This window comes from Pseudomonas sp. AF32, from assembly GCF_022342325.2.
GTDB lineage: Bacteria > Pseudomonadota > Gammaproteobacteria > Pseudomonadales > Pseudomonadaceae > Aquipseudomonas > Aquipseudomonas uvaldensis.
On sequence record NZ_RQJK02000012.1, the window covers coordinates 100159 to 113513 of the forward strand.

Here is a 13355-nt window from a genome sequence, read left to right on the forward strand (position 1 = left end):
TCAGGCACTACACCTCTACTAGGCCACCGCCTGGCTATGCGGAAACAACAGATCCACAAAACGCTCGGCGGTAGGTTGCGGTTCATGATTGGCCAGGCCGGCGCGTTCGTTGGCTTCGATGAAGACGTATTCGGGCTGGTCGGCCGCTGGCACCAGAAGGTCGAGGCCAACCATGGGGATGTCCAGCGCCCGTGCGGCGCGTACCGCTGCATCGGCCAGGGTCGGATGAAGGATGCCGGTGACATCCTCCAGCACGCCGCCTGTGTGAAGGTTAGCCGTACGACGCACGAACAGATGTTCGCCAGCCGGCAGGACACTGTCGTAGTCATAACCCGCCGCGCTCAGGGTGCGTTGGGTCTCCGCGTCCATCGGGATCTTGCTTTCGCCCCCGGTAGCCGCCTGCCGACGGCGGCTCTGGGCTTCGATCAACGCGCCGATGGTGTGCTGGCCGTCACCGATCACCTCCGCCGGACGCCGGATCGCTGCCGCCACCACTTCGAAGTTGATCACCAGGATCCGCAGGTCCAAGCCTTCGTGGAAACTCTCCAACAGCACCCGGCTGTCAAATTGCCGGGCGGCTTCGATGGCGCTCTGCACGTCTTCGATGGTGCGCAGGTCCACCGCCACGCCCTGGCCCTGTTCACCGTCCAGCGGCTTGACCACCACCCGTTCGTGCTCATCGAGAAACGCCAGGTTGTCGTCGGCATTGCCTGCCATCTGTTGGGCCGGCAGGTTCAGGCCGGCGTTTTTCAGTACCTTGTGGGTCAGGCTTTTGTTCTGGCACAACGTCATGCTGATGGCGCTGGTCAGGTCGCTCAGGGATTCGCGGCAACGAACCCGACGACTGCCATGGATCAGCGTGAACAATCCGGCCTCCGCGTCGTCGACCTGCACTTCGATGCCCCGGCGATGCGCCTCGTCGACGATGATTCGGGCATAGGGATTGAATTGCGCTTCGGGCCCCGGGCCCAGGAACAGCGGTTGATTGATGCCGTTCTTGCGCTTGATGGCAAAAGTGGACAGGTTACGGAAGCCGAGCTTGGCATAGAGGTTTTTCGCCAGGCGATTGTCGTGCAGCACCGATAGGTCGAGGTAACTCAAGCCCCGGCTCATGAAGTGCTCGATGAGGTGACGCACCAGCACTTCGCCAACCCCTGGCCTTGAACATTGCGGGTCCACGGCCAGGCACCAGAGGCTGCTGCCGTTTTCCGGATCGTTGAAGGCTTTCTGGTGATTCAGGCCCATGACGCTGCCGATCACCGCACCGGTGTCGTCGTCTTCCGCCAACCAGTAGACCGGCCCTCCTTGGTGGCGCGGGGTCAGTCGTTGTGCGTCGATGGGCAGCATGCCCCGGGCTTGGTAGAGCTGATTGATGGCTTGCCAGTCGGTGTCGCTCTGAGCCCGGCGAATCCGGAAACCGCGAAACACCCGTGTGGCTTGCCGGTAGTCGCTGAACCACAGGCGCAGTGTGTCGGAGGGATCGAGGAACAGATGCGCCGGCTCCAGTCCCAGCACTTGCTGGGGAGCGGCGACGTACAACGCAATGTCGCGCTCGCCGGGTTGTTCGTTGAGCAGCTCCCGGGCCAGGGTGGCAGGGTCCGGGAAGGTGTGGCCGATCAGTAATCGGCCCCAGCCGCAATGCACGGCGATGGGGGCCGCGCCCAGTTCGCTGCCGTCTTCGGCCAGGCGAGCCTGCAAGCGCTCGTAGGAGGGGGCCTGGCCGCGCAGCAGGCGTTGGTTGTGAACGGTAGGGTTGGGTTTCATCAATCAGATTCCTTGCTCGCTGAGCCACAGGTTCAGCGCTGCCAGTTGCCACAGCCGGGAGCCGCGCAATGGGGTGAGCTGGCCGTTGGGGTCGGTGAGCAGGCGGTCGAGCATGGCCGGCTTGAACAGGCCGCGATCCTGGCTCGGATCCAGCAGCAGTTCGCGGACCCAGGCGAGGGTATCGCCTTCCAGGTGCTTTAGACCCGGCACCGGGAAATAGCCCTTCTTGCGGTCGATCACTTCACCGGGGATCACCCGCCGGGCCGCTTCCTTGAGCACCTGCTTGCCGCCGTCGGGCAATTTGAATTTCGCTGGCACCCGGGCCGAGAGCTCCACCAGCCGGTAATCCAGGAACGGCGTACGAGCTTCCAGACCCCAGGCCATGGTCATGTTGTCGACGCGCTTGACCGGGTCGTCTACCAGCATCACCGTGCTGTCCAGGCGCAGTGCCTTATCCACCGCCGCGTCTGCACCCGGCTGGGCGAAGTGGTCCTTGACGAAATCACCGGCCGCGTCGTGGGCGACCAGCCATTGGGGCTGCACGGTGGCGGCATACTCTTCATAACTGCGATCAAAGAACGCCGCACGATAGGCCGCGTAAGGGTCGCTGGCACCGTCCACCTGCGGGTACCAGTGGTAACCGGCGAACAGCTCATCGGCACCCTGACCGCTTTGCACCACTTTGCAATGCTTGGACACTTCCCGCGACAGCAGGTAGAACGCAATGCAGTCGTGGCTGACCATCGGTTCGCTCATGGCGCGGAATGCCGCCGGCAGTTGCTCGATGATCTCTTTTTCGTCGATGCGCAACTGGTGATGACGGGTGCCGTAGTGCTTGGCGATCAGGTCCGAATACTGGAACTCGTCACCTCGCTCGCCGCCGGCATCCTGGAAACCGATGGAGAAGGTCGACAGGTTTTCCACACCGACTTCCCGCAACAGCCCCACCAGCATGCTCGAGTCCACGCCGCCGGACAGCAGCACGCCGACATCCACGGCGGCCCGCTGACGGATCGCGACAGCCTCGCGAGTACTGTCGAGCACGCGGTCGATCCAGTCTTCCAGATTAAGGTTCTGTTCATCGGCCCGTGGGCCGTAGGGCAGGGTCCACCAGGTTTTCTGTTCGGTGCCGCCATCGGCTTCGATGCGCATCCAGGTGGCCGGAGGCAGTTTTTCAACGCCGGCCAGCAACGTGCGGGGGGCCGGGACCACCGCGTGGAAATTCAGATAATGATTGAGTGCCACCGGGTCGAGCACCGGACTGATGTCGCCCCCCTTGAGCAGTGCCGGCAGCGCAGAGGCAAAACGCAACCGCTGGCCGGTGCGCGACAGGTACAAAGGCTTGACGCCGAGCCGGTCGCGGGCGAGGAACAGCCGCCTGGCGTCGCGTTCCCAAATGGCGAAGGCGAACATGCCGTTAAGCTTGGGCAGCAGCGCTTCACCCCAGGCGTGATAGCCCTTGAGCAGCACTTCGGTGTCGCCACCCGAGTAAAAGGCATAGCCCAGCGCTTCAAGCTCGGCGCGCAGTTCCGGATAGTTGTAGATCGCACCGTTGAACGCCAGGGACAAGCCCAGCTGATTGTCGATCATCGGCTGGGCCGAGCCATCGGACAGGTCCATGATTTTCAGGCGACGGTGGCCCAGGGCAATCGGGCCCTGGCTATGGAAGCCCCACGCGTCGGGGCCGCGAGGGGCCAAGTGATGGGTGATTCGCTCTACGGCCGCAAGGTCCGCAGGTTGTTGATCGAAACGTAACTCTCCAGCTAATCCGCACATATTCCAAAAGGCCTTGTATTTTCTGGGCCTAGTCGCCTCTACCTCGAATCGAGTACCCATTTTGTACCGATTTTTAGTAAATCCAGCTTTTCAAGCTCAGCGAAATCGCTCGATGAACTGATCCACTTGGCATAGGTTGAAAGCAACATCTGGACGCTGTGCCCAAGCTGCACGGCGACGAACATCAGGCACATCATTGCGTAGGTGTGGCTGATGTCGAACATACGGCGATAATGAATCCCCGCGTTGCGCAGCGCTTTCAACCAATAGCGCTTAGCCCCCTGTTTCGGAACGGATGTACAGCTCTGATTTTCCATCCGAGCCTTCCGACGCGAAAACATAATCAGAGCGCGCCGTCGTAAGGAGTCTGGCTTTTCGAGTGCCTGCAAAGCGCGATCGTTCAATAAAACTTCCTATGACACCTTCGTCTTCGTCCTTTCCTTGCTCTTGTCGTACAGCCTGATACGGCAGACCTTCGGGTGCCGTGAGTACGTATCAACCTCGCTCCATCGTAGAGTCATCGCCTCGCCTGGACGCATTGGCCTATAGAAAAAAACGCAAAAAAACACGTTTGAATCGTCTGAAGACCGCTCGTCAATTCGTATAGCTTAACGAGCAGCTCGTCCGCTTCCCGAAGCCGAATGTAGGCATAGAGGGTTGAGAAACCCTTTAAAGATGAAATTTATCGGGGTTTGCGAATTCATGGCATGCCTCGCGGGGCTCGCTTCGTTTCAACGGCCTGACAGCATCGTTCACTACTGGCATTCAGATGCTTGACGCTACCGACGGTATCGGCCTTAGATACGCTGGTAGCAGCAAGCTGAGGAACAGATCCAATGGCGTGGTCATGACGGTTCCGGCCTACGCCGATAACGCCCAGCTATAGCTGGCGGGCTTGGTTCTGGTGCCGCTTATAAGGCTGCTGCCGGTGACCTGCGCATCGTGGTCTGATGGGCTTTGTTTCGAATTCCGGCGCCATTCCGCCCATATCGGCTTTGTGTACAATGGGCGGAGTCATGGAAGGGGAATTGCGATGTATCAAGCACTTAGAAGCGGAGTATTTATATCTGGAGTTCTGCTTTTATTGGCTGGAATAGGAATATCGATCAACTTCTTTTTGAGATCGAAAGAGATCGAAATCCCCGGCGTGATCATGATTATTGTTGGTGTCATTCTGGCCTTTTCAGGCTGGAAGAGAAGTCGCAAATACTAGCCGGCAATTAGCGCGGATAAGACATCCAGAGGCCCACGAAGGCCTTGGATGTCCGCTGCCTTTATGGGCCGACTTTTATGGGCCGATGTCATCAGGTAGGCGAGGGTGGGCCAGCAAGGCGCTCGCGTCTGCTGGCATACAAAGCGGTTTGAATGCGCAGCAAAGTGCGGTATCCAGCATAGGCCGCGAATACGCATAGCACGATTACCAGTAGACGGGCATTGAATATCCCGCCACGAGCAATGAGCGTGAATCCGATACCGCAGAACAGCATGGCGAACCCGAATATGCTAGGCGCGCTGGTGCGCCGGGAAACGCCCAGTATCATTAGCGTCTGACAGATCAATACCACGATCCAGTCTGCATAGAACGCCCAACCTCCCAAGTGCATGAGCACGTTCGCTTTGAGCGGGAAAGTGATGTTCGTACCGCGCTTGGCCACGTGAGGGTAAAGCGCGCGTGTCTCGGCCGTGGATATTGGTTTGCTGGGCATGAGCTTGCGAGGGATGAATAGTGTCATCGCATCTTCAAGGGCATATGCCTTGGGTTCAATTTTTTCGTCCCGAAGCGCGCTCAAGACGTCCTCTGAAATGAATGCGGCGTTGTAATTCAGGTCCTCAAAACTGTTCGTGGGGTCCACTGCCACTGATTCTTTGGCAGCCTCTGGGCTGGCGACCCGATCAGCCTTCCTGCCGAAGATCTCATCTATGCGCGACGTGGCCTCACCTGGTGCCACGGGGGCGATTGCAGCGGGCGCTACGGGCGCGCGCAGGCTGGTGATGATCACGTATGACACGCCCATCGATGCGGCTGTGAGCATGGCTACGATCAAAAATTTCAAGAGGCTTACGCGCTGGAACATCAGCATGACGATGAACATAAGCGCGAATAGAATCAGCACTCCACGCCCACCACTGAACGACACGATAAGTAGGCTCAGCAACAGGAAAGTGCCATTCTTCAAAGTGACGCCACTGAAATACATATTCATCAGCTGAAGAAGCAATGCAGAATACATTGCGAGGACTATCCAGGCGCCGCCGTTAGTTACCATGAAGCTGTACGTATGGTAGTTCTGAACGACATAGTTGGGAGAGAGGGTACCAAAAACTCGATACATGCTCAGCAGTAAAAGGCACAGAATGCCCGTCGTTATCAACGCAAGAGACGGTGTCGAAAGACGCTCAAGCGATGGCAAGAATTCGTCGAGAAGACCCAGGCGACGAGCAAGCAGGAATCCAAGTAGGGCAACAGCAAACGCGCAGACCGAATCTATAATCGTCGCGCCATTCAGGTAGGTGGAAGTCAATATCGGGTATTTTTCAATGTCGAGATACCGCCCGATGAACAACATCTGATAAGCGATATAGCATCCAAGCGGGCCAACCAATATCAGTGCCAGTTTCTTCGTCGTATTATTAAATATATACATACCTAAACTTGTTCCTTTTTGAGCTTCCATAAACCAGACACTCAAGCGCGTCAGCTCGGTTTGTCAGGCGGTATCTCCAAGCCATTCCATTGCCGGCAGCGATCGCATCGTAGCGGGCGCTCCAGGAGGTAACTGGCGGCGGATCATACCGGATCACGTGGCGGCTTTGAATGGGGCGTACATGAGACGGGTTGAACGGTTTGTCGGATGTCGAAGGGCGAGACGGGGTGTATCTTGCACTGCTTTTTGTACCCACTGGTGTTTCCTTGAGGGCCTATCCGAGGTCTCAAATGCGCTGAAACCCCTTGTCTAGCGCTTTTTGAATACTCCAGCTTATCCGCATAAGTCCTTACCGGTTTATCCGTCGGTGGGGGTCAAGCCGCACGCGAAGAAAGGGCAGGTAGTCCGAATCTGACCGCAGGATTGTCGTGAGTTTTATAGTGATGCGTTATAAACCGACGGGTGGGGCAGTTTTGGTAGCGGTTGCTCAATATGTTTTCGAGCGGGCTTGCTCGCGAAGGCGTTGGTTCTGTTTGTGTAAATGTTGAACGGGCCGCCGGTTCGCGAGCGAGCCCGCTCTATGGGGGGAGTCGTGTTAAGCCTTGCCACGAACCAGTGCCCGCAACGCAAACCGGTTCGGGTGGCAGGCCTCGGCCACGCTGCGGGGCAGGGGAAGGGGTTCGTTTTCCAACCAGGCGGCGATCAATTCGCCCGACAGCGGGGCGGTGATCAGGCCCCGGGAACCGTGGCCGCTGTTGATGTACAGGCCATCGAGCCAGGGGCAGGGGGTGTCCGGTACCTGGCGGGCATCCTTGCCCAGTACCGCATAGGCCTCGGTGAACGCTTGGCTATCGGCCAATGGGCCGACGATGGGCAGGTAGTCCGGGCTGGTGCAACGGAACGCCGCGCGGCCTTCGAGGTTTTCCGGGGCCAGGGCGTCGGCCTCCAGGCGATCCACCAGATCGGCGGAAATTTCCTCCAGCATCTGCAGGTTGCCGGCATGTTCGGCAGCGGTGGGGGTCAGGTCGTCATTCTTGAAATCGAAACTGGCCCCGAGGGTGTGCTCGCCCAGCCGTGCCGGGGCCACGTAGCCTTCGGCGCAGACCACGGTGCGCAGGTCCTGGCTGCGGGCGGTCTGCGGCAGGCGGGTGATCTGCCCGCGGATGCGCTTGAGCGGCAGGTCGGCGGCCGGTTCGAAACGTTTGATTTCGGCGGCACTGGCGAGGATCGCCACCGGTGCGCTGGCCAGGCACCGTTCGCCATCCCAGGCTTGCCATTGCCCGTCGACGCGGCGCAGCTCCAGCACTTCATGGTGAGTCTGCAGGTCGATGGCCGGCGCCGAAGCCTGCCAGCGGCACAACGCCGGCGGATGCACCCAGCCACCCTCGGGATAGAACACGCCGCCACAGGCCAGGCCGATGCCCGCGCGCGCCTCGGCCTCGGGCCGGTCCAGACGGTGGAGCAAATCATGGGGGAACGCCTCAACCAGTTGGGCCTGGCGTTCGGCTTCCTTGTGATTGAAGGCCAGTTGCAGGACACCACAACCGTCCCAATCAACGCCCCGTTGCAGATGTTCAAGCAAGCGTCGGGTGTAGCCGAAACCGCTGAGGATCATCTGCGACAACGCCGTGCCGTGGGCGGAAAGTTTGAGATACAGCACGCCCTGGGGGTTACCGGAGGCTTCTTCGGCCAATCCGGCGTGGCGTTCCAGCAGCGTGACCTGCCAGCCTCGTGCCGCGAGACTCGCCGCACTGGCGCAACCGGCCAGGCCGCCACCGATCACCAGTGCGCGGCGCTCTCCGGCCAGTGGGGCGGGGCGGGCATACCAGGGTTTCGCCGGGGATGGTGCCGGCGTCTGCTCCGGCCAGCCGAGATAAGTCCCTCGAAGAATTTCCCATTTATGGCCGATGCCCGGTGTGCGCTTCATCTTGAATCCGGCCGCGTTCAGCAGCCGGCGCACCCAACCTGTGCTGGTGAAGGTGCTCAAAGTGGCGCCGGGGGCCGCCAGCCGCGCCAGCTCGGCGAACAGTTCGGCGGTCCACATGTCGGGATTCCTGGCTGGCGCGAAGCCGTCCAGGAACCAGGCGTCGATCTGCCCGTCCAGTTGCGGCAACTGTTCCAACGCATCGCCGATCAGCAGGGTCAGCGTTACGCGACCACCCGCCAGTATCAGGCGCTGGAAGCCCTGGTGGATCGCGATGTACTGTTCAAGCAGTTGATCGGCCTGGCCCTTGAGCGACGGCCACAGGGCGAGCGCGCGCTGCAGGTCCGCCGGAGTCAGCGGGTATTTTTCGACGCTGACGAAGTGCAAGCGTGCCCCGGCCGGCGCGCATTGCTCGAACAACTGCCAGGCGCAGAGGAAATTCAGACCGGTGCCAAAGCCGGTTTCGCCGATCACCAGCCGCCCGTTGTCCGGCAACGCGGTAAAACGTTCGACCAGATTGTTCTGTTCCAGGAACACGTAGCGGGTTTCTTCCAACCCCGAGTGGTCGGAAAAATACACATCGTCGAACACCCGCGAGTGTGGGCGACCGTGTTCGTCCCAGTCGAGTTGGGCGTGGTGCTGGATGGGCGTCATGGCAGGCTCGGTGGAAACGGGGAGGCCATTCTAGCCGATCGCTATCGGCTTGCTTGATCCATCGCAACAGACTGCTCATCTGGATGGAATCTGCTGCACGGCGGCGTATCCAATCCGCTAGTCTTGCCCCATTCCCTGGAAGGAGCTGCCCATGTTCGAATCCGCCGAAATCGGCCACGTCATCGATAAAGACACCTTTGAAGCCGAAGTGCCGGCCTTGCGTGAAGCCTTGCTCGAAGCCCAGTTCGAGCTGCAGCAGCAGGGTCGCTTTCCGGTCATCGTGTTGATCAACGGTATCGAAGGGGCGGGCAAGGGCGAGACGGTGAAGTTGCTTAACGAGTGGATGGACCCGCGGTTGATCGAAGTGCGCACCTTCGACCAGCAGACCGATGAGGAACTGGCGCGGCCACCGGCCTGGCGCTATTGGCGCATGCTGCCGGCCAAGGGGCGCATGGGGATTTTTTTCGGCAACTGGTACAGCCAGATGCTCCAGGGACGGGTGCATGGCGAGTTCAAGGATCCTCGACTGGATCAGGCGATCAACGCGGCCGAGCGCCTGGAGAAAATGCTCTGCGACGAGGGCGCGTTGATCATCAAATTCTGGTTCCATCTGTCCAAAAAACAAATGAAGGCCCGGCTCAAGAGCCTCAAGGATGATCCGTTGCACAGTTGGCGCATCAGCCCGCTGGACTGGCAGCAATCCGAGACCTACGACAAGTTCGTCAAGTATGGCGAGCGGGTGCTGCGCCGGACCAGTCGCGATTACGCGCCGTGGCATGTCATCGAAGGCATGGACGCCTGTTACCGCAGCCTCACGGTTGGCCGGATTCTGCTCCAGGGGCTGCGCCAGGCGCTGGATCGGCCGAAGGTCAAGCCGGAGAAAGTCAGCGTGGCGCCGTTACCGGCACTGGACCACCCGATCACCCTGATCGACAGCCTGGACATGACCCTGCGTCTGGACAAGGCCGACTACAACGAGCAGTTAATTACCGAACAGGCACGGTTCGCCGGTTTGTTGCGGGATAAACGGATGCGCCGGCATGCCCTGGTGGCCGTGTTCGAGGGCAACGATGCGGCGGGCAAGGGTGGGGCGATCCGACGGGTGGCGGCGGCTCTCGACCCGCGCCAGTACAGCATCGTGCCGATCGCTGCGCCCACCGAAGAAGAGCGCGCCCATCCCTACATGTGGCGGTTCTGGCGGCACATTCCGGCACGGGGCAAGTTCACCATGTTCGATCGCTCCTGGTATGGACGGGTTTTGGTGGAGCGGGTCGAAGGTTTTTGCAGCCGGGCCGATTGGCTGCGAGCCTATGGCGAAATCAATGATTTCGAGGAGCAGATCGCCGATGCGGGTGTGGTGGTGGTCAAGTTCTGGCTGGCGATCGACAAACAAACCCAGCTCGAACGTTTCCAGGAGCGCGAAGAAATTCCATTCAAACGCTTCAAGATCACCGAGGACGACTGGCGCAATCGGGACAAGTGGGACGCCTACCGGTCAGCGGTGTGCGACATGGTGGATCGCACCAGCACGGAGATTTCCCCCTGGACCCTGGTGGAGGCCAACGACAAGCGCTGGGCACGGGTCAAGGTGTTGCGCACTCTCAATGAGGCGCTGGAGGCAGCGTTCGAACGCAGTGCAAGGCAGGCGCGCAAGAACAAGAAATAGCCGACGATGGCGCTGCATACGCGAGGTGAATGATCGTCGCGGTGGGTTATGTGTCGGATCTATGCTCGTTGTCACTTAATCCAATAACGACAATGAGGTAGCGCCATGCGTGAAGTGGTGATCGTCGACAGCGTCCGGACTGGCCTGGCCAAGTCCTTTCGTGGCAAGTTCAACATGACTCGGCCGGATGACATGGCGGCCCATTGCGTCAACGCGCTGCTGACGCGCAATGATATCGACCCCGCCAGCGTCGAAGACTGCATTGTCGGCGCGGGCTCCAACGAGGGAGCCCAGGGTTACAACATCGGTCGTAACGTGGCGGTGCTGTCCCACCTGGGTACCGGCACCGCCGGCATGACCCTCAACCGTTTCTGTTCTTCCGGCCTGCAAGCCATCGCCATCGCCGCCAACCAGATCGCCTCCGGTTGCAGCGAGATCATCGTGGCCGGCGGCGTGGAGTCCATCAGCCTGACGCTGAAAAGCGTCAACACCGACAACCTGATCAATCCGTTGCTCAAGGAACAGGTACCGGGGATCTATTTTCCCATGGGCCAGACTGCCGAGATCGTCGCGCGCCGTTATCAGGTCAGCCGCGAGGAGCAGGATCGCTACGCCTTGCAGAGCCAGCAACGCACCGCCCGCGCCCAGGCGGCGGGCTTGTTTCAGGATGAGATCGTGCCAATGGCGGTCAAGTACAAGGTCGAGGACAAGCACACCGGTGCGGTGCAGATCCTCGATGGGGTAGTCGATCGCGACGATTGCAATCGCCCGGACACGACCTATGAGAGCCTGGCCGGCCTGAAGCCGGTATTCGCCGAGGACGGATCGGTCACGGCGGGCAACTCGTCGCAACTCTCCGACGGTGCCTCGATGACCCTGGTGATGAGCCTGGAAAAAGCCCTGGCCCTGGGGCTCAGGCCCAAGGCGTTTTTCCGTGGCTTTACCGTGGCCGGTTGCGAGCCGGACGAAATGGGCATCGGCCCGGTGTTCTCGGTGCCGAAACTGCTCAAGGCCAAGGGTTTGCAGATCGCTGACATCGACCTGTGGGAGCTCAACGAGGCGTTCGCGTCCCAGTGCCTGTACAGCCGCAATCGCCTGGAGATCGACAACGAGAAATACAACGTCAACGGCGGCTCGATCGCCATTGGCCATCCGTTCGGCATGACCGGCTCGCGCCAGGTGGGGCACTTGGTGCGTGAACTGCAACGGCGCAGTTTGCGTTATGGCGTGGTGACCATGTGCGTGGGCGGCGGTATGGGGGCGACGGGGTTGTTCGAGGCGGTGAGGTAATCGAGCCGCGAGCTGTTGTGGCGAGGGGATTTATCCCCGTTGGGCTGCGTAGCAGCCCTCATTTAGTCGCGGAATGCTTTTGTCTGCTGTTTCGAGAAGACAATTCATATATCATATAAGGTCGTCAGCTGGCGACCTTATCCACCTGCAGCATTCGCTTGATATAGGCCTCGACTTCGAGCAAGGCAACCTCGCGGCTGACGAACGGACCTTCCTGGGTGCCTTCCCGGGTACTGAAATAGAACTCACCGTTTATCCGGCAAATCCGGTCACTGGGGAAGACCATCGCCGGGACGATGTCTTGGGCGCGTTTGCCAAGCATGGAAGGCTCCAAAAAAAGCGTCGAACGAAGGGGGCATTCTATGAGTTGCCGTTCGATGGCGCTTGGCCAGCCGATAGGCGGCAATGTGCCATACCCTTTGCTCGAACTGTTAATACCCAACTGTCTCTGTGTCGCCAAAGCATTCTCCAACTAGAATAGTCGTTCTTTTCTTGAGCCTCGGGGATTGCATGCACATTTCGTCCGGTCGTTGGGTCTACGGCCTGCTGCTCGCCTTATTGACCGCGCTGTTATGGGGCATCCTGCCGATCAAGCTCAAGCAAGTGCTGCAAGTGATGGATCCGATCACCGTGACCTGGTTTCGCTTGCTGGTGTCCGGTGGACTGCTGTTCATCTACCTGGCGGCGACGCGACGCTTGCCCAGCCGCAAGGTGCTTGGCCCGCGTGGCGGCTGGTTGGTAGCGATGGCAGTGTTGGGGCTGGTGGGTAACTACGTCCTGTACCTGATGGGCCTCAATCGCTTGAGCCCCGGCACCGCGCAACTGGTGGTGCAGATGGGGCCGATCATGTTGCTGGTGGCCAGTCTGTTTGTGTTCAAGGAGCGTTTCAGCCTGGGGCAGGGGATCGGCCTGCTGGTGTTGTTGATCGGTTTCACGCTGTTCTTCAACCAGCGCCTCGCGGAATTGCTGACTTCCTTGAGCGACTACACCGCCGGGGTTCTTATGGTGCTGCTGGCTTCGACGGTCTGGACCTTCTACGCCCTGGGCCAGAAGCAATTGTTGACGGTCTGGAATTCCTTGCAGGTGATGATGGTGATCTACCTGTTCTGCGCCTTGTTACTCACGCCGTGGGTGCATCCACTGGAGGCCTTGCAACTGAGTCCCTTGCAAGGCTGGCTGCTGTTGGCCTGCTGCCTCAACACCTTGATTGCCTATGGTGCGTTTGCCGAGGCCCTGGCTCACTGGGAAGCCTCGCGGGTGAGTGCGACCCTGGCGATCACGCCGCTGGTGACCTTCGCTGCGGTGGCGCTGGCCGCCTGGTGGTGGCCCGATTACGTTCATGCCGAGCAGATCAATCTGCTGGGCTATGGTGGGGCCGTGCTGGTGGTGCTGGGTTCGGCGCTGGTGGCGTTGGGGCCTTCGCTGATGGCCGGCCTCAGGGCCCGGCGTGATCGGATGGTTGTAGAGCGATAGGGGCTCATTCCCCTGTGGGAGCGAGCCTGCTCGCGATGGCGGCATGGCAGGCGGAGAAGATGTCGAGCCCACTGGCCTCATCGCGAGCAGGCTCGCTCCCACAAGGGCTTCCGGTCTGACATAACCTGGGTGCGCAATAAAGATCAAATTGTGGGAGCGAGCC

At 60.1% G+C, this 13355-nt stretch carries 9 protein-coding genes; 3 read left to right on the top strand and 6 right to left on the bottom strand.

Features of this window, described 5'->3' with window-relative positions; translation table 11 throughout:
* Positions 1 to 18: 18 nt before the first annotated feature.
* The 5 genes from ngg to mnmC form a co-directional block, all read right to left on the bottom strand.
* Positions 19 to 1764, bottom strand: a complete 1746-nt coding sequence (gene ngg, locus EGM97_RS13350; RefSeq protein WP_238961971.1) for an N-acetylglutaminylglutamine synthetase — start codon at positions 1762 to 1764, stop codon at positions 19 to 21.
* A gap of 3 nt (positions 1765 to 1767) precedes the next feature.
* On the bottom strand, positions 1768 to 3540 hold the full coding sequence (locus EGM97_RS13355; protein ID WP_238961972.1) for an N-acetylglutaminylglutamine amidotransferase: 1773 nt from the start codon (positions 3538 to 3540) through the stop codon (positions 1768 to 1770).
* Positions 3541 to 3578: 38 nt separating this feature from the next.
* Entirely contained in the window at positions 3579 to 3857 is a 279-nt protein-coding gene (locus EGM97_RS13360; RefSeq protein WP_238961973.1) for a site-specific integrase, read from the bottom strand.
* A 987-nt stretch (positions 3858 to 4844) separates the two neighbouring features.
* A complete protein-coding gene (locus EGM97_RS13365; protein WP_238961974.1) occupies positions 4845 to 6215 on the bottom strand; it encodes a hypothetical protein in 1371 nt (456 codons plus the stop codon).
* Positions 6216 to 6780: 565 nt separating this feature from the next.
* The gene (mnmC, locus tag EGM97_RS13370; protein ID WP_238961975.1) at positions 6781 to 8763 is read right to left on the bottom strand and encodes a bifunctional tRNA (5-methylaminomethyl-2-thiouridine)(34)-methyltransferase MnmC2/FAD-dependent 5-carboxymethylaminomethyl-2-thiouridine(34) oxidoreductase MnmC1; all 1983 of its coding nucleotides are present in this window, start codon (positions 8761 to 8763) and stop codon (positions 6781 to 6783) included.
* Positions 8764 to 8914: 151 nt separating this feature from the next.
* On the opposite strand from mnmC, the gene pap reads away from it, so the two are divergent.
* Positions 8915 to 10429, top strand: coding sequence for a polyphosphate:AMP phosphotransferase (gene pap / locus EGM97_RS13375; protein ID WP_238961976.1), 1515 nt, complete (start codon positions 8915 to 8917; stop codon positions 10427 to 10429).
* A 105-nt stretch (positions 10430 to 10534) separates the two neighbouring features.
* Entirely contained in the window at positions 10535 to 11719 is a 1185-nt protein-coding gene (locus tag EGM97_RS13380) for a thiolase family protein (protein WP_238961977.1), read from the top strand.
* Between the two features lie 124 nt (positions 11720 to 11843).
* On the opposite strand, the gene EGM97_RS13385 is transcribed toward EGM97_RS13380, so the two are convergent.
* The gene (locus EGM97_RS13385; protein WP_238961978.1) at positions 11844 to 12041 is read right to left on the bottom strand and encodes a DUF6316 family protein; all 198 of its coding nucleotides are present in this window, start codon (positions 12039 to 12041) and stop codon (positions 11844 to 11846) included.
* Positions 12042 to 12229: 188 nt separating this feature from the next.
* On the opposite strand from EGM97_RS13385, the gene EGM97_RS13390 reads away from it, so the two are divergent.
* A complete protein-coding gene (locus EGM97_RS13390; RefSeq protein ID WP_238961979.1) occupies positions 12230 to 13192 on the top strand; it encodes a DMT family transporter in 963 nt (320 codons plus the stop codon).
* The last annotated feature ends 163 nt before the right edge of the window (positions 13193 to 13355 follow it).